This window comes from Candidatus Methylomirabilota bacterium, from assembly GCA_035709005.1.
Taxonomy (GTDB): domain Bacteria; phylum Methylomirabilota; class Methylomirabilia; order Rokubacteriales; family CSP1-6; genus 40CM-4-69-5.
Map to the genome: position 1 here is coordinate 1 of DASTFB010000124.1, position 22197 is coordinate 22197.

General features: G+C 70.3%; 17 protein-coding genes, 1 tRNA gene, 1 other RNA gene and 1 pseudogene. 14 read left to right on the plus strand and 6 right to left on the minus strand.

The window, feature by feature from the left end:
* From rpoD to VFR64_21080, 10 genes are all read left to right on the plus strand, one after another.
* Positions 1 to 864: RNA polymerase sigma factor RpoD (gene rpoD, locus VFR64_21035; GenBank protein ID HET9492221.1), on the plus strand; the 864-nt coding region annotated here is incomplete at its 5' end.
* Between the two features lie 30 nt (positions 865 to 894).
* Positions 895 to 966 (plus strand) — tRNA-Ile (locus VFR64_21040).
* A 99-nt stretch (positions 967 to 1065) separates the two neighbouring features.
* Entirely contained in the window at positions 1066 to 1773 is a 708-nt protein-coding gene (locus VFR64_21045) for a C4-type zinc ribbon domain-containing protein (GenBank protein HET9492222.1), read from the plus strand.
* Between the two features lie 140 nt (positions 1774 to 1913).
* A complete protein-coding gene (gene rnhA, locus VFR64_21050; GenBank protein ID HET9492223.1) occupies positions 1914 to 2405 on the plus strand; it encodes a ribonuclease HI in 492 nt (163 codons plus the stop codon).
* A gap of 2 nt (positions 2406 to 2407) precedes the next feature.
* Positions 2408 to 3199 (plus strand): 3'(2'),5'-bisphosphate nucleotidase CysQ, encoded by a 792-nt coding sequence (locus VFR64_21055; protein HET9492224.1) that lies wholly within the window; start codon positions 2408 to 2410, stop codon positions 3197 to 3199.
* A gap of 26 nt (positions 3200 to 3225) precedes the next feature.
* Positions 3226 to 3591, plus strand: an RNA gene (rnpB, locus tag VFR64_21060) — RNase P RNA component class A.
* Between the two features lie 144 nt (positions 3592 to 3735).
* Positions 3736 to 4722, plus strand: coding sequence for a TAXI family TRAP transporter solute-binding subunit (locus VFR64_21065; protein HET9492225.1), 987 nt, complete (start codon positions 3736 to 3738; stop codon positions 4720 to 4722).
* Positions 4723 to 4733: 11 nt separating this feature from the next.
* On the plus strand, positions 4734 to 7166 hold the full coding sequence (locus VFR64_21070; protein HET9492226.1) for a TRAP transporter fused permease subunit: 2433 nt from the start codon (positions 4734 to 4736) through the stop codon (positions 7164 to 7166).
* A gap of 254 nt (positions 7167 to 7420) precedes the next feature.
* Entirely contained in the window at positions 7421 to 8671 is a 1251-nt protein-coding gene (locus VFR64_21075) for an alpha-hydroxy acid oxidase (GenBank protein HET9492227.1), read from the plus strand.
* Positions 8672 to 8798: 127 nt separating this feature from the next.
* The gene (locus tag VFR64_21080) at positions 8799 to 8930 is read left to right on the plus strand and encodes a hypothetical protein (protein HET9492228.1); all 132 of its coding nucleotides are present in this window, start codon (positions 8799 to 8801) and stop codon (positions 8928 to 8930) included.
* 7 nt (positions 8931 to 8937) lie between these two features.
* On the opposite strand, the gene VFR64_21085 is transcribed toward VFR64_21080, so the two are convergent.
* Entirely contained in the window at positions 8938 to 10863 is a 1926-nt protein-coding gene (locus tag VFR64_21085) for a tetratricopeptide repeat protein (protein HET9492229.1), read from the minus strand.
* 126 nt (positions 10864 to 10989) lie between these two features.
* On the opposite strand from VFR64_21085, the gene VFR64_21090 reads away from it, so the two are divergent.
* Positions 10990 to 15030, plus strand: coding sequence for a sigma 54-interacting transcriptional regulator (locus tag VFR64_21090; GenBank protein HET9492230.1), 4041 nt, complete (start codon positions 10990 to 10992; stop codon positions 15028 to 15030).
* 39 nt (positions 15031 to 15069) lie between these two features.
* On the opposite strand, the gene VFR64_21095 is transcribed toward VFR64_21090, so the two are convergent.
* The 3 genes from VFR64_21095 to VFR64_21105 form a co-directional block, all read right to left on the minus strand.
* Positions 15070 to 15507 (minus strand): PPC domain-containing DNA-binding protein, encoded by a 438-nt coding sequence (locus VFR64_21095; protein HET9492231.1) that lies wholly within the window; start codon positions 15505 to 15507, stop codon positions 15070 to 15072.
* Between the two features lie 150 nt (positions 15508 to 15657).
* Positions 15658 to 16692: an SDR family oxidoreductase gene (locus tag VFR64_21100; GenBank protein ID HET9492232.1), complete on the minus strand. Its 1035-nt coding sequence runs from the start codon at positions 16690 to 16692 to the stop codon at positions 15658 to 15660.
* A gap of 235 nt (positions 16693 to 16927) precedes the next feature.
* Positions 16928 to 17302, minus strand: coding sequence for an MgtC/SapB family protein (locus VFR64_21105; protein ID HET9492233.1), 375 nt, complete (start codon positions 17300 to 17302; stop codon positions 16928 to 16930).
* A 100-nt stretch (positions 17303 to 17402) separates the two neighbouring features.
* On the opposite strand from VFR64_21105, the gene VFR64_21110 reads away from it, so the two are divergent.
* Positions 17403 to 17978, plus strand: coding sequence for a GNAT family N-acetyltransferase (locus tag VFR64_21110; GenBank protein HET9492234.1), 576 nt, complete (start codon positions 17403 to 17405; stop codon positions 17976 to 17978).
* Here the strand turns inward: VFR64_21110 and VFR64_21115 are convergent.
* Positions 17935 to 18873, minus strand: a pseudogene (locus tag VFR64_21115) (MFS transporter). The gene VFR64_21110 and the pseudogene VFR64_21115 overlap by 44 nt on opposite strands.
* A 192-nt stretch (positions 18874 to 19065) precedes the next feature.
* The gene (locus VFR64_21120) at positions 19066 to 20199 is read right to left on the minus strand and encodes an amidohydrolase family protein (GenBank protein ID HET9492235.1); all 1134 of its coding nucleotides are present in this window, start codon (positions 20197 to 20199) and stop codon (positions 19066 to 19068) included.
* Between the two features lie 174 nt (positions 20200 to 20373).
* Between VFR64_21120 and VFR64_21125 the strand changes: the two genes are divergently transcribed.
* Positions 20374 to 21291 (plus strand): ABC transporter permease, encoded by a 918-nt coding sequence (locus tag VFR64_21125; protein ID HET9492236.1) that lies wholly within the window; start codon positions 20374 to 20376, stop codon positions 21289 to 21291.
* The gene (locus VFR64_21130; protein HET9492237.1) at positions 21284 to 22195 is read left to right on the plus strand and encodes an ABC transporter permease; all 912 of its coding nucleotides are present in this window, start codon (positions 21284 to 21286) and stop codon (positions 22193 to 22195) included. Before VFR64_21125 ends, VFR64_21130 begins: the two co-directional genes overlap by 8 nt.
* Positions 22196 to 22197 lie beyond the last annotated feature (2 nt).

Below are 22197 nucleotides of genomic sequence, written 5' to 3' on the forward strand. Positions count from 1 at the left end.
GAAGACCTAAAGAAGGAGTACCGCAAGTTGCAGCGCCAGAGCCGCTCCGACCTGGAGCGCCTGGAGCAGGACGCGGGCGTGGCTTACCTGGAGCTGCGCCGCACGCAGCGCGAAATCATCCAGGGCGAGATCAACGCCGAGCAGGCCAAGCGCGAACTGATTGAGGCGAACTTGCGCCTGGTGGTCTCCATCGCCAAGAAGTACACCAACCGCGGCCTCCAGTTTTTAGATCTCATTCAGGAAGGCAACATCGGGCTGATGAAGGCGGTGGACAAGTTCGAGTGGCGGAGGGGTTATAAGTTCTCGACCTACGCGACGTGGTGGATCCGCCAGGCCATCACGCGTGCCATCGCCGACCAGGCGCGCACCATCCGCATCCCCGTCCACATGATCGAGACCATCAACAAGCTCATCCGGACCTCCCGTCAGCTCGTCCAGGAGCTGGGGCGGGAACCCACGCCGGAGGAGATCGCCGAAAAGATGGACGTGCCCGTGGACAAGGTGCGGAAGGTGCTCAAGATCGCCCAGGAGCCGATCTCGCTGGAAACGCCCATCGGCGAAGAGGAGGACAGCCACCTGGGCGATTTCATCGAGGACAAGCAGGTAGTGTCCCCGGTGGAGTCGATCATCTCGCTCAGCCTGCGCGAGCAGACCAACAAGGTCCTGTCCACGCTGACTCCGCGCGAGGAGAAAGTGCTGCGCCTGCGCTTCGGCCTGTCCGACGGCTGCGAGCACACCCTGGAAGAGGTGGGGCAGGACTTCGCGGTGACCCGAGAGCGCATCCGCCAGATCGAGGCCAAGGCCCTCCGCAAGCTGCGCCACCCGTCCCGCTCCAAGAAGCTCCGAAGCTTCCTGGAGGGTTGATGTACGCTAAACCACCTGGCCGAGGGCGGGGGGCCCATAGCTCAATGGCAGAGCAGCCGGTTCATACCCGGTCGGTTCCTGGTTCGAGTCCAGGTGGGCCCACTGTTGTAGCGGGGACCGCGAGCCCGGCTCGGGCCGAGGGTGGCCTGGTCGCGAGCGGCGTGGCTCCGTACGCTCGGCCATCGGGTGAGGTTGGATACGGTGAGTGAACTGCAGACGCTGGTCCGCCTTCAGGACTACGACACCCGAATCGCCAGCCTCGAATCCGAGGCGGCCCGCCTCCCCCGCGAGATCCAGGCGCTCCAGAGCGCGCTGAGCGAGGCGCGCAGCGCCGTGGAAGCGCTCCGGGGCCGGCTGGAGGCCTCGCGCAAGGAGCTGCGGGCGCGGGAGCGGGACCTCGACGACATCGGCGTCAAGCGCGCCAAGTCCGAGGCCAAGCTCTACGAGGTCAAGACCAACGTCGAGTACTCCGCGGTGCTGGTCGAGATCGAGAGCATCAAGACCCAGAAGGCCAAGACGGAGGAGGAGATCCTGGCCCTGATGGAACGCCAGGAGAGCCTGGCCGGCGAGATCCGCGAGGCCGAGGCGCGCTACGCGTCACGCGAGGAGCAGGCGCGCCGCGACGAGACGGGCATCCGCCAGCGGCTGGCGGCCGTGGAGCAGCAGCTGGAGGGCGTCCGGGCCGAGCGCGCCACGCTCGCCCGCGAGGTACCCCGTAACGTCCTGGCCGACTACGAGCGCATTCTCAAGGCGCGGGGCGGGCTCGGCGTAGCCGTCGTGACCGGCACGTCGCCCTGGTGCGGAGGCTGTCGGGTGGCCATCCGGCCCCAGGCCATCCAGGAATTGCGCTCCGGCCAGGCCTTGCTCCACTGCGAGAGCTGCGGCCGCTTCCTCTACTGGCGGGAATGAGCACCCGGGGGCTCACCCCGCAGCCCCGCCCGGAGCGCGTCTAACGCCCTCCTGCGAAATCTCCCCCGATCGCTACGGGGTTCGGCTCGTCAACGATTGCTTCGGGCTTGCGCGCGTCGAGCCCGCGGCTCGGTGAGCTCGTGACCCCCACACAGCAGCGATCGCCATCCCCGACCGAGCAGCCCGAGGTCACGCTGTATACGGATGGGGCGTGCTCGGGCAACCCGGGGCCGGGCGGCTGGGCCGCCTTGATCATCGACGGCGGCGAGGAGCGCACGGTGTCGGGGGCGGAAGCGTCCACCACGAACCAGCGGATGGAGCTTCGCGCTGCCATCGAGGGCCTGGCCGCCATACCCGGCCGCCGGCGGGTCCGGCTGCACAGCGACAGCGCGTACATCGTCAATTGTTTCCGCGACCGGTGGTGGGAGCGCTGGGAGCGCGCCGGCTGGTTGAACGCCGGCCGGAAGCCCGTCGTCAATCGCGATCTCTGGGAGCGACTGCTCGCCGAGAGCCGGCGGCACGAGGTCACCTGGGTGAAGGTGGCCGGGCACGCCGGCGATCCGTTGAACGAGCGGGTGGACGCTCTGGCCCGGGCGTCGATCGCCTCTCTCGACGTCCGCTCCCCGCGCTGACCGTGACCCCGGACCGTCAGGAGGATCTGCGCCGCATCCGTGCGGCGCTGGAACGGGCGGCCGGCGTCCTGGCGCGCTTCGACCGTTCACGGGTCGGCGTGCGCTACAAAGCCCACGGCAGCCCGGTGACCGAGGCCGACCTGGCCGCGGACGACGTCCTGCGCGGCGAGTTGGCGGGCGCCGATGAAGGCTGGCTCTCCGAGGAGACGCCGGACGATCCTTCCCGCCTGGACCGGCGACGGGTCTGGATCGTGGACCCCCTCGACGGCACGCGGGAGTTCCTCGCCGGCATTCCGGAATGGTGCATCTCCATCGGGCTTGCCGAAGACGGACAGGCCGTGGCCGGAGGTATCTACAACCCCAGCGCCGGCGAGCTGTTCCTGGGATCGCTGCAGATCGGCGCAACGCTCAACGGGCAACCCGTCCAGGCCTCGACGCGGTCAGGCCTCGACGGCGCGCTGGTCCTCGTGACCCGGTGGGCGCTCAAGCGAGGTGGGGCCCAGGCCTTCGCGGATGCGCCATTCCGCGTGCGCGCCGTCGGCCCGGTCGCCTACGCGCTGGCCCTGATCGCCTCGGGGCGGGCCGACGCGATGTGGAGCCGGTCGTCGAAGGCGGAGTGGGACGTCGCTGCAGGGGCAGCGCTGATCGCGGCCGCCGGTGGCTCCGTAACGGCCTGGGACGGCGCCCCGCTGATCTTCAACCGGTGGCCGCCGCGCCTGAGCGGTCTCGTCGCAGCCGGCGCCCCGCTCATGCCAGCCGCACGCGCGTTCGCAGCTGCCCCGGTCGGCCGCTGAACGGCGAGGTATACTTTGATCGCGCCAGAGAAGGCTGGACGGTCGCCGGCCGCAGCGATGCGGCGGGAGGAAAGTCCGGGCTCCGCAGGGCAGGGTGCTGGGTAACGCCCAGGGGGGGAAACCCCACGGCCAGTGCCACAGAAAGCAGACCGCCGCTCGCGAGAGCGGTAAGGGTGAAACGGTGAGGTAAGAGCTCACCAGCGGCGCGGGTGACCGCGCCGGCTCGGTAAACCCCACCCGGAGCAAGGCCAAATAGGAGAGCGATGGGGTGGCCCGCCCCGCTCTCGGGTCAGGCCGCTGGAGGCGCCGGGCAACCGGCGTCCTAGAGAAATGACCGTCGTCCCGGGCTCATCCCCGGGAAACTGAACCCGGCTTACAGGCCTTCTCTGGCGTCTTTCCTCCAGGTTTGTCCCTCCGAGGGAGCACAACCACCGGCGTCAGGTAGAGCGCCTTCCCCCGGCCGCCGGGAAGCATTACACTCCGCGGGAGTCCCACATCGCTGCTCGCTTCGCTAAGGAGGGACCACGATGGGTATCTTGCCGAGACTCTCGAAGGCGATGCTGGCGTTGGCGCTCGGAGTCGTCCTGGCCCCTGCGGGGACGGCGTCGGCCGCCGACCAGCAGGTGACGATCGTGGGGGCCGGCCCCGGCGCGGGCGCCTTCCAGCTGGCGGGCGCGATGGCCGAGGCGGTGAACCGCACGAAGGCCGGCATCGTCATGACCAACCGCGCCTCGCCAGGCTTCGTGGCCAACACGCGAATGGTCGAGACGCGCGCCGCGGACTTCGCCCTGACGAACGGGATCTTCGTCTACGACGCCCAGAACGGCCGTGAGCAGTTCAAGGAGATGCGGGCGAAGAACATTCAAGGGATCGGTCCGGTGACCACCTCGTGGTTCCAGATGGCGGTGCGGCGCGACTCGGGCATCAAGAGTTACGAGGACCTCAAGGGCAAGCGGGTGAACTACGCCCAGAAGGGCAGCAATACCGAGTACATGACCCGCTTGATCTTCGAGTGGCTGGGCATCCACGACTCCATCCGCAAGGAGTACATGCGCTGGGACCAGGCGGCCACGGCGATGACGGACGGCAACATCGACGCCTTCGGGATCCCGAACCCGGTGCCCTCCCCCTCGATCCTGCAAGCGGCGACGAGCACGCCGGTGCGCATCCTGTCGTTGCCCGATGCTATCACCAGCCGCTTCATCGAGATGAACCCCGGCTACTACAAGGAGACCATCAAGCCCGGCTCGTACGCGGGGATGGAGAACGAGCCCTTCACCACGATCGCCTACACGATCTTCGCGGTGGCGAACGGGAAGGTGGATGCCGACGTCGTCTACAAGGTGACGAAGGCCACCTATGGCCCCCAGAACCGCGAGTTCCTCATCAACGCCTTCCGGTCCTGGCGGATCGGGCTCGACCAGGCCAGGGACAACCGCTTCCTGGAACAGATGCAGGGGTTCGGGCTCAAGCTCCACCCCGGGGCCGAGCGCTACTGGAAGGAAGTCGGGCTGCTCAAGTAGGCGGTTCCCCCGTGTCCGCGATCTGGACACCCCTGTGGGGCGCGGTGCGGTTCGTCTTCGCGCCCGAGATGAAGCCCCGCCGCCGTCTGCGGGCGGGCCTGGTGCGGGAGAACCTCGCGCTGTGGGCGCTCGTGAGCGGGCTGATCCTGGTCGTCTGGCTCGCCCTGGCTGAACGGTCCTTTCAGCTCTTCCTGCCCCACTACGCCGGATGGCAGTGGGTCGAGGTCACAGTCCTGCGCGTGCCGACCTGGGCGTGGCTTGTCTTCTGGGTCGTCGCCAGCGGGCTATGCCTCTACCCCCGGGTCACCGCCAGCGGGCTCGCCATGGGCTTCGCCCTCTACTACGTGTACGCGGCGGCGAACGGCAGCCCCGTGCGCCTGCCCGCTGGCGGCGGGGAGCTCTTCCGCTTTCCCTACCTGCCGATCTACGCCTACCACTACTTCCTGCCGCTCTTCATCCTCCTCACGGGCGTCCTGACCTTCGTCTTCTATCCGGCCCGGGACCGCTCCCCCCGCGACCGGCTCTCGGGCGCCGACGTGGTCCTCTGCCTCGTCCTCATGATCGCGACGTTCGACTTCGTGTGGAACTTCGCCGAGCGCGGCGACCGGGCGGGCCTCGTCTTCTGGAACGACGTGATCTTCGGCACGGCCCTGACGATCATCTCGGTGGAGATGTGCCGCCGCGTGCTCGGGCTCGTGCTGCCCCTGGTGGGCATGGTCTTCTTCGCCTACGCGTGGCTGGGCCCGTATTTTCCGGAGGCCCTCTCCCATCGCGGCTTCCCTTACAACGAAGCCGTGGCCTACTTCTACACCACCGACGGCATCTACGGCACGATCGCCAACGTGTTCGCGACGTACGTGTTCCTGTTCATCGTCTTCGGCGTCATGCTCGAGAAAACGAAGGTGGGAGACGTCTTCGTGGACCTCGCGTTCGCGCTCGTGGGCCGGTTCCGGGGCGGGGCGGCCAAGGCCTCGGTGGTTTCCAGCGGCCTCGTCGGCTCCGTCGTGGGCAGCGGCGCGGCCAACATCGCCATCACGGGCACCTTCACCATCCCCCTCATGAAGCGCTCGGGCTACATGCCTCACTACGCCGCGGCCGTGGAGGCCGTGGCGTCCATTGGCGGGCACCTCATGCCTCCCATCATGGGCTCGGCCGCCTTTCTGGTGGCGGCGTTCACCGAGGCGAGCTACCCCTATATCGCCCTCGTCTCGCTCGTGCCCGCGCTCATGTACTACTATTCGGTCTATCTCGCGGTGCACTACCGCGCCTGCCGGCGTGGCATCGGGGGCCTGCCTGCAGAGGAACTGCCGGATTTCAAGGTCCTCATGAAGAAGGACGGCTATCTCCTCCTGCCGGTGGCGCTGCTCATCCTGCTCCTGGTCATCGGCTTCTCGCCCTTCTACGCGGCGTTCTGGTGCATCGCTTCGGCGCTCACGATCGGCTGCTTCCGGGACGATACGCGCCTCGTGCAGCTCCCCGCCCCCCTGGCCGACCGGCTCGGGTGGGGCGGCGCCCCCAGGCCGAGACCGGGCGAGATCCTCTCGGCGGGGCCCCGGGCGCGCTACGGAGGACTGGCCGCCGGCGGCGCCCTCCTGGTAGGGCTGCCGGCTCTGTTCGGTCTGTCGATCGGTAGCGCCGTGTTCTTCGCTGTTGCCGCGGCAATCCTCTTCTCCTCGCCGCGACTGATCGACGCGCTGGTCCAGGGGTCGGTCAGCTCGCTGGTCATCGGCGCCACGGCGGGCATCATGGGCATCGTGCTGGCCGGCGTCACCATGCCCGGGCTGGCGCTGCGCTTCTCGGCTGTCGTGCTGGAATACGCGGGTGGGAGCTTGCCGCTCGCGATCGTGCTGTGCGCCATCGCCAGCTACATCCTGGGCATGGGCATGACGATCACGGCGAGTTACGTTCTGCTCGCCATCCTCGCCGTGCCGGCGCTGGTCGAGCTCGGGGTGCCGGAGCTCAACGCCCACCTCATCGTTCTCTGGCTGAGCCAGGACGCCTCGCTGACGCCACCCTTCGCGCTCGGCGCCTTCATCGCGGCCGGCCTGGCCGGAGCGGACCCGATGCGCACCGGCTTCACTTGCCTGAAGCTCGCCAAGCCGCTCTACATACTCCCGTTCTTGATGGCCTATTCGCCGGTCCTGATGGACCCGGGGACGGCCTGGTGGGAGATCCTTCTCGTGTGGGTCACCGGGTTCGCCGGCTTCTTCTGCGCCGCCACCGCGCTCGAGGGCTACTTCCGGCGCCGGTTCATGTGGTGGGAGCGGGGGATCTTCCTGACGGCGGCGCTGGCCTTCTTCTTCCACGTTTGGTGGATGAAGGTGGCCGCCGTCGCCCTCATGGCGCTCGGCATCGCTGTGCAGCGCCTTTACACGTCGCCCGATCTCGTGGCACCCCCGCCGCTCGAGGTGGCCGAGGGCGTGGCGACGCCAACCGAGTCCTGAGATCGTTCACAAAGGCCGATACTGCCGGCTGATGGTGAGCCGTCCGGGATTCGAACCCTGGACCCCTGATCGAGAGAGCTGGCGATCGAACCATATTCGCCGCCGGGCTCGACTCCGCAGCGGCGTGAGGCCGGTGGCGTTCACGCCGGCCTGGTCGTTCCCTCTCCACCGATTCCCGAGGATCACACGGTCGTAGGCGGCTCACGAGCCGCGCCGCGGTACACGCGAGAGAGTCCAGGAAGAGGAGGAACGCGATGGCCAGGACGGCTCGACTCACCGTGAACAGGCGCCGCTCGGCGGACGGAACGTCACCGGCCAGGGGGCCGGGCTCGAGCCGAGCTCGCGCCAGCCGCGCGACGCCGGGAGTCGCGACGGGCACGGTCCCGGCCCCGCCGCAGTTCGCGACGCTGCAGGAGGTCGTGCTCGCCGCCCGGCGCAACCTCGCCCCGGAGCTCTGGGATCACCTCAGCGGCGGATCGGACTCCGAGACGACGCTGATCCGCAACCGCCAGGCTCTGGACGCCCTCGCGCTACGCCAGCGCGTGCTGGTGGACGTGTCGGCCATCGATACGACGACGACACTGCTGGGCCAGACGCTCTCGATTCCGGTGTTTCTCGCCCCCGTGGGGGCGTTCCTGGGCCTGGCCCATCCCGAGGGCGCGAAAACGGTGGCCCGCGCCGCCCTGGCCCGTGGCACGACCGCCTTCATCAGCACCGCCGCCAAGCCAGGTCTCGAGGAGACGGCGGCGGCCGTGAAGGAGCCGCTCATCTTCCAGCTCTACGTGCGCGGCGACCGCGCGTGGGTGGGCGACGTACTGGACCGGGCCCGCGCCGCCGGCTACCGGGCGCTGTGCGTGACGGTGGACCGCAACTACTACGGCCGGCGGGATCGCGACCTGGTGAGCCGCATCTCCGTCCGCGAGGGGTTCGGCGATCCCCGCTACCAGGCCATGCTGGATTGGGACGACGTCGTCTGGATGAAGCAGCGCATGGGCGTGCCCCTGATCCTCAAGGGGATCGCCACCGCCGAGGACGCCCGGCTGGCGGTGGAGCACGGCGCCGAGGTCGTCTACGTCTCCAACCACGGCGGCCGACAACTCGACCACGCACAGGGCAGCGCGGAGGTGCTGCCCGAGGTCGTGGCGGCCGTCGCCGGGCGCGCGGAGGTGCTGGCCGACGGCGGCGTGCAGCGGGGCACCGACGTCGTGAAGATGCTCGCGCTGGGCGCCCGCGCCGTGGGCCTGGGCAAGCTGCTGGGCTGGGCGCTCGCCGCCGGCGGCGAGGCAGGTCTCGTGCGGATGCTCGAGCTGATGGAGACGGAGATCCGCACGGCGCTGGGGCTGATGGGAGTGACGTCCCTCCGCGAGCTGAGCTCCGCGTGGGTGCGGCCGGCGCCGCCGCTGGTCGGGGCGAGTGCGACCAGCGCGTTCCCGTACTTCGAGGAGCGACGGCAGGCGAGGGAACCGGCGCCGCGCTCGGTGGTGCGTCGGCGCACGGCTGGCTAGAAACTCCCGGTACAGGAATCCGCCAGACCATCGCCGGCGCGGCGCTCGCCGGCGCGCAAAGTCAGCTAGTTGGCGCTCCCTGCGAATTGGCCCGGGCCTTGCGTTCACTCCTGCCGGGAGGCCCAAGATGACGGAACACTTTACGGTCTTGGCCGTCCTGGTCGTCGCCATCTGGGTGGTCGCGGTCATGGCGGCCGTGGCGTGGGTCGAGCTGATCGACCGCCGCGCCAGACGGCGCTCGAGCAAACAACGCAGCTGAGTCCTCGTCATCTCCCGGCGCCGTCGCGAATGGTTCTCGCGCGAGCCTCCACCTCCCTGGCCTCGACGGTGCGCCCGGTCTGTCGTAGCAGACCCGCGTAGAGGTCCAGGGTCATCGCCACGTCGGGATGGTCCTTGCCCAGCGCCTGCTCGCGAATTCTGAGCGCCCGCTGGTACAGGGGCTCGGCGTCGGCGTACCGTTTTTCCCCGAGGTAGAAGTTGGCGAAATAGGTCAGGATGCCCGCGACTCCCAGATGCTCGGGCCCCAGCGCTTTCTCCTGGATGCCCAGAGCCCGCCGAAAGGCCGCCTCCGCCCCGGCGGGCCGGCCCGCGCGTTGATGGATGATGGCGAGGTTGGCGAGCGGGGACACGAGCGCGGGGTGATCGCTGCCGACCACCTTCTCCTGGATGGCCAGGGCCCGCTCCACCAGCGGTGCCGCCTCGCCGAACCTGCCTTGAAGCCGAAGCAGACGGCCGAGGTTGTTCAGCGCGCGCCCGGCCCAGGGATGATCGGGCCCGAGGGCCTGCTCGACGATCGCCAGCGCCCGACGGTACCGCTGCTCGGCGCTGGTCAGCCGGCGCTGCCCGACCTCCACGTTGGCCAGCGTGAGCAGGGTTCGCGCCAGGTCGGGATGGTGGTCGCCCAACACCTTCTCCTTGAGGCCGAGCGATCGACGCAGCAGCGGCTCGGCCTCGCCGAGCCGCGCTTGATCGTCGTAGAGCGCGCCCAGGCTGTCGAGAACCTGCGCGACCTCGAGATGGTTCGGCCCGAGGTTCTTCTCGGTGATCGCCAGCGACCGCCGGTAGGCGCCCTCGGCGTCCGCGTACCGGCCGCGCGTCGAATAAAGGTCGCCGAGGTGATGCAGAACGAGTGCGACGTCGGGGTGTTCGGGCCCGCCGCTGGCCTCCTGGATCGCCAGCGCCCGCCGGTACAGGGCTTCGGCTTGGGTGAGCTGGCCCTGGGTCGTGCGGAGGCTGGCCAGGTTGATCAGCACCGCGACGACCCCGGGATGTCCTCGCCCCAGCGCCTGCTCCCGGATCGTCAGCGATCGCTGCAGCGTGGCTTCCGCCTCGGCGTACCGGCCCTGAACGTGGTACAGCCTGCCGAGATTGCCCAGGATGGTGGCCGCCTGCAAGCTCCAGGCCCCGCGCGTCTTCTCGAGCGTGGCCAGCGATCGCCGGTAGCGCGCCTCCGCTTCGGTGTACCGGCCCTGCGCATCGAAGACCGCCGCCAGGGCGTTGAGGGTATTGCCGACATCCTGATGCTCGGTTCCGTGCCGGCGCTCCAGGATCCCCAGCGCGCGGGTCAGCACGCGCTCGGCCTCCGGGTACCGCGCCTGAAGCCGATAGAGATCGCCGAGGTGGTAGAGCGGGGCGGCCTGCAGGTCTTCCGGCTGCCCGGCTTGCTCCACCGCCGCCAGCGCTCGACGCAATTCCTGCTCGGCCTCCGGATACCAGCCCTGTGCGACGTAGACCTCTCCCAGCCCGGTCCGGGCCGCGGCGACGTCGGGGTGGTCCGGCCCCAGCGTCCTGTCCAGCAGCGCGATGGCCTGGCGGTAGAGCAACGCGGCCTCGCTGTGCCGACTCCGTTGCCGGTAGTGCCGGCCCAGGTTGGCCAGGCTGGCGGCGAAGTCGGGATGGCCGCGTCCCGCCGCCCGCTCGCGCACGGTCAGCGCCCGCTTGAGGAGTGCTTCGGCCTCGTCGAAGCGCGCCACCTCGTCGTACAGGAGGGCCAGCGAGGTCAGGCTGAGAGGCAGACGCGGGTCGTCGGGCAGGAACCGCTCCGCCTCCACCACGGCCTTGGCGAAGAGGCGCTCGGCCTCGGCCGGGCGTCCGCTCTCCATCGCGGTCGTCGCCTCGGCCATGAGCCGTTCCCACTCGCCGTCCTGGCCGAGCGCGACCAGCGGCCAGAGCGCCACGCCAATCAGAGCCATCGCGATCCGGCGCATCCTCTCAACGTAGCCAGGTGGGCGGCAGCGCGCCTACTTTTTCCGGCGGCGGAATGGTGCGAGCCGAGCGAGCCCCGTCGGATTTGGAGATCGAGTAGAATCTTCGCCACCATGCAGCCGTTGGCGGAGCTGCTCGGACAGAGTCCGGGGATCGTTGCCGTCCGGAAAACGGTGAGCCGACTGCTGCAGCGCCACCCCGAGGGCCGCCGGCTACCTCCGATTCTGATCCAGGGCGCCACGGGAACGGGCAAGGGCCTGCTGGCGCGCGCGATTCACCGGGCCGGCCCTCGCCGGGACGGGCCGTTCGTGGATCTGAACTGCGCCGCGATCCCCGAGACGCTGCTGGAGGCCGAGCTCTTCGGCTTCGAGCGCGGCGCCTTCACCGACGCGCGCCAGGCCAAGCCGGGACTGTTCCAGCTCGCGCACGGCGGCACGATCTTCCTCGACGAGATCGGGCTGCTGCCGGAAGTCATGCAAGGCAAGCTGCTCAAGGTCATCGAGGAGCAGGCGGTACGGCGCCTGGGCGGGACCCGGGTCGAGAGCGTGGATGTCTGGATCATGGCCGCGACCAGCACCGATCTGGCGGCGGCGACCCGCGATCACCGCTTCCGCGAGGATCTCTACCACCGGCTGGCCGTTCTGACCCTGCAGCTCCCGGCCCTTCGCGCGCGGGGCGACGACATCGTCCTCCTGGCCGAGCACTTTCTGGCCCGGGCCTGTGCCGATTACTCGCTGCCCGCCAAGTCGCTGGACGACGAGGCTCGCGCCGTGCTGCTGGCCTACGAGTGGCCGGGCAACGTCCGCGAGCTCGCCAACGTGATGGAGCGGGTCGCGCTGCTCGCCGAGGAGGCGCTGGTGACACCCGCCATGCTGGAGCTGCCCACGGCCCGCCAGCCGGAGCGCGGCCGGGAACGGGTCCCTCTCAAGCAGGAGCTCGGCAGCGTCGAGCGCGAGCATCTGCTCGAAGCCCTGCGCGAGACCGACTGGAACCTGTCGCGGGCGGCCGCGCGACTGGGCATCCCTCGCAACACGCTGCGCTACCGGCTCGAGAAGCATCGCCTGCGTCCGGGCGCCATCGGGCCCGAGCCCGCGCCGCCCGCGAGCGCGAGTCCGCCCTCGGTCCGCGGGCCCGAGCCCGGCTCGCCCGGGCCCCTCAACCTCCGGTGGGAGCCGCGCCGGCTGACGCTGCTCCGCGCGGCGATCACCTGGGCGGCCGCCGACCGCTCCGTGCCACCCCGGCGGGCGCTGGAGGCGCTGACCGACAAGGTGAGCGCATTCGGTGGTCGCGTGGTGGAGCGCGGCCTGCAGGGCCTGGTCGCGGCGTTCGGGCTCGAGCCAGTCGAGGACGCTCCCCGTCGCGCCGTGCACGCGGCGGTGGCCGCGCAGAAGGCCGCGGATCGGGCGCGGGCCGAAGGCGAGGCGGTGAGCGTCAAGCTGGCCATTCACGTGGGCCGACTCCTGGTGGGCGCCGCCGGCAGCGAGATCGACATCGACCTCGACGCCAAGCTGCAGGCCTGGACCATCCTCGATGCGCTCCTGGCCCACGCGGCGCCGGACACCATCGTCGTCAGCGAAGCGGCCGCGCCCTTCCTGGAGCGCCGCTTCGAGTTGAGCGCCGAGGGCCCGCTGGAACGGGCGCGAGGCCGGACCTACCGGCTCGTGGGCCACGAGCGGCCGTTCGGCGCAGGCCCGCGAATGGCCCCGTTCATCGGCCGGCGCGATTCCCTGCAGCTCCTGCACACTCTGCTGGCCGCGGCTATGCGCGGCCAGGGGCAGCTCGTCGGCGTCGTGGGTGAGGCCGGGCTCGGCAAGTCCCGCCTCATCGCCGAGTTCCGCCAGAGCCTGGCCGACCTGCCGGTCACGTACCGGGAGGGCACGTGCCTGTCCTACGGCGATGCCATCCCTTACCTGCCGGTGCTGGCCATTCTTCGCCAGAACTGCGGCGTCACCGAGTCCGACACGGCGCCGACCATCGTGCAGCGGGTGCGCCAGAGCCTGGAGACGCTCGGGATGAATCCCGATGAGGGGGCGCCGTACCTGCTGCAGCTTCTGGGCCTCGGCGAGGGCACGGAGCCGCTGGCCCCGCTCACCCCGGAGGCGCTGAAGCTGCGCACGCTGCAGACGCTCCGCCAGATGGTGCTCAACGCCAGCCGCCAGCAGCCCATCGTGTTCGTGGTCGAGGATCTGCACTGGATCGACCGCACCTCGGAGGAGCTGTTCGCGGCGCTCGCCGAGGACCTGCCCGGCGCCCCGATCCTGTTCCTGGCGACGTACCGGCCTGGCTATCGGCCACCCTGGATCGAGCGGTCGTTCTCGACCCAGGTCGCCCTGCCCCCGCTGGCTACCGACGAGAGCCGAACGATGATGCGCGCGCTCCTCCGCCGCGACGTGCCCGAGCAGCTGGAACGGTTGATCCTCGACAAGGCGGAAGGTAATCCGTTCTTCCTCGAGGAGCTCTGCCGCTCGGTGGAGGAGCAGGACGATTTCACGACCATCCCCGCCGTCCCCGACACCATCGAAGCGCTCCTGCTCGCCCGGATCGAGCGCCTGCCCGAGGAAACCCGCCAACTGCTGCAGACCGCCGCCGTGCTGGGCCGGGAGTTCCCGCTCCGGCTGCTCAGCGCCGTGTGGGACGATCAGGGCTCCCTGGAGCCGCATCTGGGAGCCCTGACCGGTCTGGAGTTCCTCTACCAGCGGGCCAGTCGCGACGACACCGTCTACGTCTTCAAGCACGCCCTCACCCAGGAGGTGGCGTACGCGAGCCTGCCGCTGCCGCAGCGCCGCGCCGTGCACGTCGCCGCCGGCCGGAGTCTGGAAGCCCTCTACGCCGGGCGCCTGGACGAGGCCTGCGGCCGCCTGGCCTATCACTACGCGCGGACGGAGGATGCGCCCAAGGCGGTCGAGTATCTGAGCCGGTTCGCCGAGAAGGTGGCCCGCAACGCCCACGAGGAGGCCGTGCGCGCCCTCAAAGAGGCGCTCCAGCACGTCGAGCGGCTGCCCGCCGACGTGCGGGACCGCCGTCATCTCGACCTGGTGCTGCGCCTGCCCTACTCGCTGGTGCCGCTGGGACGGATCGAGGAGATCCAGGATCTCTTGCTCCGCGAGCACGAGCGGGTGGAGCGATTCGGCGACCCGGCGCTGACGAGCCACTACTACTTCCTGCTCGCGCGCACCTACATCCTCGGCAGCCACGATCAGGCCATCGAGTGCGCGCGGCGGGCGATCGCCGCCGCCGAGCGCTGTGGCGACGACGCGATGAAAGGCCGCGCGTACAGCGTGCTGGCCCTGGCTGCCGCCCTGTCGGGGCGCGCGACGCAGGGCATGGAGGACGGCCGGACGGCGGTGGCCCTGCTCGTGAAGACGGGCGACCGCGCATGGCTGGGCGACGCCTACTGGGCGCTGGGACTGTGCTGCTGCCAGACCGCGGCGTTTTCCGAGGCGCTGGCCGCGGAGAGCCAGGCCCAGGCGATCGCCGAGACGATCGGCGACGAGCGGCTGGGCGCCTCGGCGGCCTGGGTCACCGGCATCGTGCAGGCCGCGATGGGCGAATGCGAGGCGGCCATCGAGACCTGTCAGCGCGCCGTGCAGCAGGCTCGCGATGCGCTCAACATCGCGATCACCACCGGCTGTCTGGGATTCGCCTATCTGGAGAACGGAGACACGACCCGGGCCATCCCGGCGCTCGAGCAGGCCATCCCGCTGCTCCACGCCTCCCGCTTCCGCACCTTCGAGGCCTGGTTCACGACGTTCCTGGCCGAGGCCCACCGGCGGGACGGACGGTTGGAGACCGCGGAATCGCTCGCCCAGCGCGCCCTGGAGATCGCCATGCAGGCCAAGTTCGGCATCGGGATGGGGTGGGCGCAGCAGGCGCTCGGGCGGATCGCGCAGACCCGCGGAGAGCTGGCCGTCGCCGAGGCGAAGTTCGAAGAGGCCCGGCGCACCTTCGACACGCTCCGCTCCCGCTACGAATCGGCCCGCACGTGTCTGGACCTGGCGGGCACCGCCGCCGCCCGCCGCGACAGCCCGGCGGCGGGCAAGTATCTCGCCGCGGCCCGCACGCTCTTCGCCACGCTCCGGGTGCCTCGCTACGTCGAGCGGACGCACGCGCTGGCCGACGCCTGGGGGCTGTCGCTCCCGGGGGACGCGGCATAAGCGCGAGCATCGTCTCGCTCGGGCCCCCCGGTCGCTGGCCTACGCGGCGGCGTCGATCAAGGCAAGCCCGGTGTCCCGGTCCGTCTTGCGGCGCAACGGCCGGGGCGATTCCGTCAGGATCAGCTCGAGCGTCGGCCACACGTGCCCTTCGATGAGATGGCCGCCGTGCGCGCGGCCGGCGGCGTCGCCGACGACGACGTGGGCGTGGACCCTCGGCGTCTGGCCGTCGAGCGCGATGTCGCCGACGAGGGAAAGGACCTCGACCTGCTCGGTGATCGGGATCCGCTTGTAGTCTTTCCTGCTCCTGTCGAAGTACCCGAGGACCACGTCACTCAACGCCCCGATGGCCGTGAAGTGAGCCGCGGTCAGCGCCCGTTCTTTCGCGAACGCCGTGAGCGTGTCGATTACCTCGTCGCCCTTGTCGAAGATCAGCGCTATGGTCGTGGGACCGGCATCGCCCAGCACCGTCGCCTTCATGCTGCCTCCTTCGTGTCGTTCGTGGCGCCGCGCGGGTCTCCGCGTCGTCCGGGGCCTCAGGGCGAACCCCGCCAGCGCCACGATCGGCAATCGCTGCGACCATGAGGATGGGTTCAGGCCAGCCCGGCGGAACGGCCATCACACCGTGGCTCAGGCGGCCCGGCCGCCGGAGCCGGGTTCCGGTCCGCCGCCGGCGGCCAGGAGGGCGCCGGCGACGGCGGTCAGCCCTCCCATCACGAGCGCGAGCCAGCCCCGGTGCGTCGTGAGCCAGAGATGCAGGCTCGACGGCCTGGCGCGGTCGTCGAACCGGCCGTGGGCGCCATGATCGCCCACGACCGGCTCCCACAAATTGTCCTGCCGGCCCGGCGGCAGCGGCTCGTCCGTCTGCTGCGATTCCCACCCGGTCCGGGCCAGGTACCAGTCGCCCAGACGGGGGAGGAGCTTGTTGCCCACGATGGCCAGGAGGGTGGAAAAGCCGACGTAGAGCTCCGGGCGCTCATGCTCGGCCGCCCAGAGCACGGCGCGGGCGGCGACCTCGGGCTGGTAGATCGGTGGGACCGGCTGCGGCCGCCGCGGCAGGCGAGTCTTGCTCCACTCGAACTGGGGAGTATTGAGCGCGGGCATCTGGACGATCGTCACCCGGACCCGGCTGCCGTCGTGGCGCAGCTCGGTGCGGAGCGATTCCGTGAAGCCCTCCACGGCATGCTTGGCGGCACAGTAGGCCGACTGCAGCGGGATGGCGCGATAGGCCAGGGCCGAGCCGACCTGGACGATGACGCCACGGTCGCGCGGGAGCATACGCTTGAGCGCGGCGAGCGTGCCATAGACGTAGCCGAGATAGGTCACCTCGGTCACGCGACGGAACTCGTTCGACGTCATGAGCCTCACCGGCGAGAAGACGGACGCCATCGCGTTGTTCACCCACACGTCGATAGGACCGAAGGTCTCTTCGACGGCCGTGGCGGCGGCTTCGACTTGCTCGGCGTCGGAGACGTCGGTCGGCACGGCGAGCGCCTGGCCGCCTGCTGCCTCGACGTCACGCCGGGCCCCGTCGAGTCCGTCGTGGCCGCGAGCGAGCAGACCGAGCCGGGCGCCTCGCTCGGCGAACAGCCGCACCACCGCCCGGCCCACGCCGGCGGATGCGCCGGTCACGACGACGACTTGCGATGTCGGGGTGCTGGTCATGCCAGGGTCTCCTCACGGCGGATCTCGAGCGTTCCCTCGCGAACCGAGGCGTCAGCCCAACGTCGCCGTCGTCACCCTTTCGCTGAAATTGGAGGTCGACGCGGGCCTGGCCGACCCGAACGTCGCGTAGCTCGACCCATTCGAGCCAGGCCGGCAGCCGGGGCCGATGAACCCGCAGGCATCCAGCCAGGGCATTGCTTGCAAGCATGATGCCGGTGGAAGGCCGAGCGGCGGCCTAGGACGGTGAGTCTTTTCTGATCTGCTCCTTGAGAGGCGCCCGCCAGCGCAGCGCGGCGAAGTTGATCGCGGCCAGCACGACGGCGATCTCGTAGCGGCCGAACGCGACCGCCGCCCCGGTGGCGCCGGTGTTCCAGACGCTGGCCGCAGTCGCGGTCCCGCGCACGACGCCGTCGCTCTTGAGAATGGCGCCGCCGCCGATGAAGCCGATCCCGGTCATGAGGCCCTCGATCACGCGAGCCTGGCCTTCCTGGTGCCCGGTCAGGACCCGGCTGGCGATGAGGATGTAGCCGCAGCTGGCCATGGCCACCAGGGGAAACGTGCGCAGGCCCGCGCTTCGCTCGCTCTGCTCGCGCTCACAGCCGACCGGCAAGCCAGGGCGAAGGCGACCGCGATCTGTCCAAGATTCGTCGCCATCAGGCCGATGTCGATGAGATCTGCGCCCATGGCGGCGATGGTATCATCGCCGCCCGATGACCCCGGCCCGCCTCAGCATCCGCCGCGCCTCGCTCCGCGACACGCCCACGATCCTGGCCCTCATCCGGGGCCTGGCCCGCTACGAGCGGCTCGCGCACCAGGTCGAGGCGACCGCGGGGCGCCTGCGCCGCGACGGCTTCGGGCGCCGGCGTTACTTCGAGGCCCTGATCGGGCGCCGGAACGGCCGCCCGGTGGGATTCGCGCTCTACTACTTCGCGTATTCGACGTTCCTGGCCCGGCCCACCCTGTACCTGGAGGATCTCTTCGTGCTTCCCGCGGAGCGGCGTCGAGGCGTGGGCCGCGCGCTGCTGCGAGCGGTGGCCGCCGTCGCCGTGCGGCGTGGCTGCGGGCGGATGGAATGGACCGTGCTCGACTGGAACCGGCCGGCGATCCGCTTCTACCGGCGCCTCGGCGCCGAGCTGCACCGCGAGTGGCTGCTCACGCGCCTCACCGGCGTTCCGCTGCGACGTCTGGCCTCGGGGACGCGAGCGAGCGCCGCACCAGGACGGCGCCGATCAGGAGCAGGAGCGCGACGAGCCCGCCGGGCAGGAGCCACGGCGCGCGCGCGGTGAGCAGGCCGCTCAGGAACGGCCCCAGAAAGATTCCGCCATCGACGCCGACCCGGTAGAGGGCCGTCCGCCAGCCGATCTGGGCGGCCGGCGTCTCGCCGCGCAACAGGCTCAGCGGCAGCGTCCAGCCGGCCATGGCGATTCCCACGAGCGCGCAGCCCACCACCAGCGCGGTGAACTCCCCGAAGGCCACGAGCCCCACGCCGGCTCCGAACACCAGGAGCATCAGCCCGAGCACCCGGGACGCGCCGTGGCGGTCGGCGAGCGCTCCCGCCGGCAGCAGGCAGAGAATATCGAAGAGCTGCAGCGTCAGCAGCAGGCCGGCGATGCCGTTGCGGGTCAGGGCGAAGTCGCGATCGCCGCGCAGCGGGATGACGAACTGCTCCAGCGTGGCGTAAGCGACGGCGATGACACCGCCGGCCGCGAAGGCCAGGACGACGGTGCGCGTCACCGGCGCGGCCCCGGCAGACCGGCGCACGAGCCAGCGCCGCGGTCCCGGGGCATCCGCCGGCACGACCGCCAGGACGGCGGGAATGAGCGCGAGCCCCAGGAGCTGGGGCGTGCAGGTGAGCAGGAACGCCACATTCCAGGGCAGGCTCGTGGGCAGGAGCCCGAGGATGATCGTGGCCCCCAGGATCCCGAGCATCGCGGAAAACTCGAACGCGCTCAGGGCGGACCCGAGCCGGCCCGTCGCCTGAAAGCGCAGGATCGCCGTCAGGCCCGCGACGACGCCGAGGGCGTGGGCCACCCCCATGATCGCCCGCGCCGCGATGATGACGGGCAGAGGGCCACCGCTGCCCAGCAGCAGCACGCCGCCGAGCAGCAGCACCGGTGAGAGCCCGAGGGCCGCGCGCAGCCGGCCGCTGATGAAGATGCCGATGGGGACGTCGGCGACCATCCGGGCGAACCCGAACGCCGCGGCGACCGCTCCGAGCTGCCAATCCGCCAGCGCTCCGGCCCGGCCGATCTCGGGAAGCAGGGCCGGGAACGCGCCGATGGACACCGTGTTGGCGAAGATCAGCAGACAGAGCAGGACGATGAGAGGCGGCGGTCGCACGACGGCGAAGTGACGCGAAGCCGGACGCGGGGCTCAGCCGGGCCCGCCGCCCCGGTCACCGTAGAAGGCGCAGGCGTTGTCCCAGACGATCTTCTGCTTGACGGCCTCGGCGAGCGGCTGCGCCCGCATGGCCTCGGCCGTCGCCGGCCAGCGGTGATCGGGGTGCGGGTAGTCGCTGGCGAACAGGACTCGGTCTTCCCCGATGAGCGAGACCACCTGCCCGAGATAGGGCTCGTCGGGCTCGCAGGACACCCAGCACTGGCGCCGGAAGTACTCGCTGGGGCGCAGGCTGAGCTGAGGCTCGCCGCGGACCTCGCGCGTCTTCTCCCAGTGCTCGTCCATCCGCCAGAGCCAGTACGGCACCCAGCCACAGCCGGCCTCGAGAAACGCCACGCGCAGCCCGGGGTGCCGCTCCAGCACGCCCCCGCCGACGAGGGCCAGCATGGCCAGCATCTGCTCCAGCGGATGCGAGGCCGTGTGGCAGGCGAAAAACGTGCGAAAACGGTCGGCGCCGGCCGCCGGCAGGTGCGCTCCCACGCCTTCGTGGATGCCGACGGCGAGTCCCCGCTGCTCGCAAACCGTCCACAACGGCTCATAGGCAGGATCGTCGAGCCCGCGCCCCTGGACGGGGTTGGGGCGCACGAAGACGGCCGGGAAGCGCCGGTCGGCCACGCGCCGGGCCTCCGCCGCCGCCAGGGCGGGATCGTGGAGCCCGACGAGCATCGCCACCGGACGGAGCCGATCGGGCGCGTAGGCGCAGAAGTCCACGATCCAGTCGTTGTAGGCGCGGCAGACGGCGATGGCCAGCTCGGGGTCGAGATCGTCGACGGCGGCGACGTAGAGGCCCTGGGTCGGGTAGAGGTACGCCAGCTCGATGCCGCCCTGGTCCATCGCCTTCACCTGGGAGGCCGCGTCGTACCCGGCCCGGAGCGGCTCGGCCAGATACGCCTTGACTCGAGCCGCGAAGGCCTCGCGCATCGCCGGACTCACGCATTCGGCGCGGGGCGACAGGCGGCCTCCGCTCTCGAAGTTGCTGCGACCGTCGGGCCCACGCCGGACACGGGGAGCCCGATCGCGGAAGCGCGGCTCGATGTAGCGCCCCCACATGCCGGCGGGCTCCATCACGTGACCGTCGGCGTCGATCATCGGCAGCGCGGGGGACGACATCGTGGCTTCCTAGGTACGGCATCGCCCTGCCGCTGTCAACGAGGGCGGCTGCCTGTTATCCTTGCCGGCACTCGGTGCTGACCCGAGGCGCCGGCAACCGGGGCGCCCGTGGCAGGAGCGATCAGTCTATAATCGCCGGAATCCGTTCCGCCACACGGGAGGGCAGGGACCGGAATGAAACGCTACATCATCAAGCGTGTCGGCTACTCGCTGATCTCGCTCTTCCTCCTGTCCGTCGTCATCTTCTTCTTCGTGCGCGTGACCGGGGACCCCGCCGTGCTGCTGGTGGAGCCGGGAGCCAGCCAGTCAGACCTCGAGGCCATCCGCGAGCAGCTCGGCCTGGACCGTCCCCTGAGCGTCCAGTACATGACCTTCCTCCGGGACCTGCTGCGGGGCGACTTCGGCCACTCCTTCTACTACCGCACGCCCGTCCTGGAGCTCTACCTGTCGCGCCTGCCGAATTCGCTCCTCCTGGCCTCGGTGGCGATGCTCTTCTCTCTCTTCATCGGCATTCCCAGCGGCATCCTGGCCGCCGTGCGGCTCAACGGCTGGTGGGACCGCGTGGGAAAGATCTTCGCGCTGCTGGGCCAGTCGCTGCCGTCCTTCTGGGTGGGCCTGATGCTGATCCTCTTCTTCTCCGTTCATCTCGGCTGGCTACCTTCCTCGGGCTCGGGCACCGTCTGGCACGTGCTGATGCCGGCGGTCGCCCTGGGCTGGCTCTTCGCGGCCGCCCACATGCGGCTCACGCGCTCGTCGATGCTCGAGGTGCTGGGTTCCGAGTACGTCAAGCTGGCCCGGCTCAAGGGCCTGCCCGAGGCCCTGGTCATCGCCAAGCACGCCTTCAAGAACGCCCTCATCCCGGTGCTGACCCTGGCCGGTATCAACCTCATCATCATGGTCAACACCACCATCGTCGTGGAGACGGTGTTCGCCTGGCCGGGGGTCGGCCGGCTGCTCTACGAAGGCATCTCCTTCCGGGACTTCCCCGTCGTCCAGGCGACGGTCGTGCTCTGCGGCGCGATGATCGTGGCCGTGAACCTGGTCGTCGACGTGCTCTACGCCGTCATCGACCCGAGGATCCGTTATGACTGAAAGAGCCTCGAGCGCGACGCTGAACGGCGGCCGCGTCGGCGCCTTCACCGCGGCCTGGCGCATCGCCTCCGTCGGCACCCGCGGCTACCCGGTCGTGCCGATCGCCATCATCGTCATCACGGCGCTCGTGGCGATCTTCGCGGAGTACCTGGCCCCCCACGACTCCGAGGTGGGCATCCTGGGAGCGCGGTTCAAGCCGCCCGCCTGGCAGGCCGGCGGCGACCCCGCGTACCTGCTCGGCACCGATCACCTCGGGCGCGACGTGCTGTCGCGACTCATCTTCGGCGCCCGCGTGTCGATGATCGTGGGCTTCTTCGCCGTGATCGTGGCCGGCGTCATCGGCACCGCGCTGGGCATCATCTCCGGCTACTTCGGCGGCTGGGTCGATCAGGTCATCATGCGCATCACCGATACCTGGCTCGCCTTCCCGGCCCTGATCTTCGCCATCTTCCTGGCCGCCATCCTGGGACCCAGCCTGACGAACATCATCATCATCCTGGGCGCGGTCTTCTGGACCCGCTACGCCCGCGTCATCCGCGGCGAGGTGTTGTCGCTCAAGGAGCGCGACTTCGTGCGGCTGGCCGTCGTGGCCAACTGCTCGACGTGGACGATCATGCGGCGCCACATCCTGCCCAACGTGGTCAACTCCGCGATCGTGCTGGGCAGCCTGCAGCTCGGTATCGTGATCATCGCCGAGGCCACCCTGTCCTTCCTCGGCGTCGGGGTGCCGCCCCCGCAGCCGGCCTGGGGCCTGATGCTGGCCGACGGCAAGAAGGGGATGATGGCGGGCTACTGGTGGCTCACCGTGCTGCCGGGCACGTGCATCATGCTCATGGTTCTGGCCGCCAACCTGCTGGGGGACTGGCTCCGCGTGAAGCTGGACCCGCAGCTCCGGCAGCTGTGACA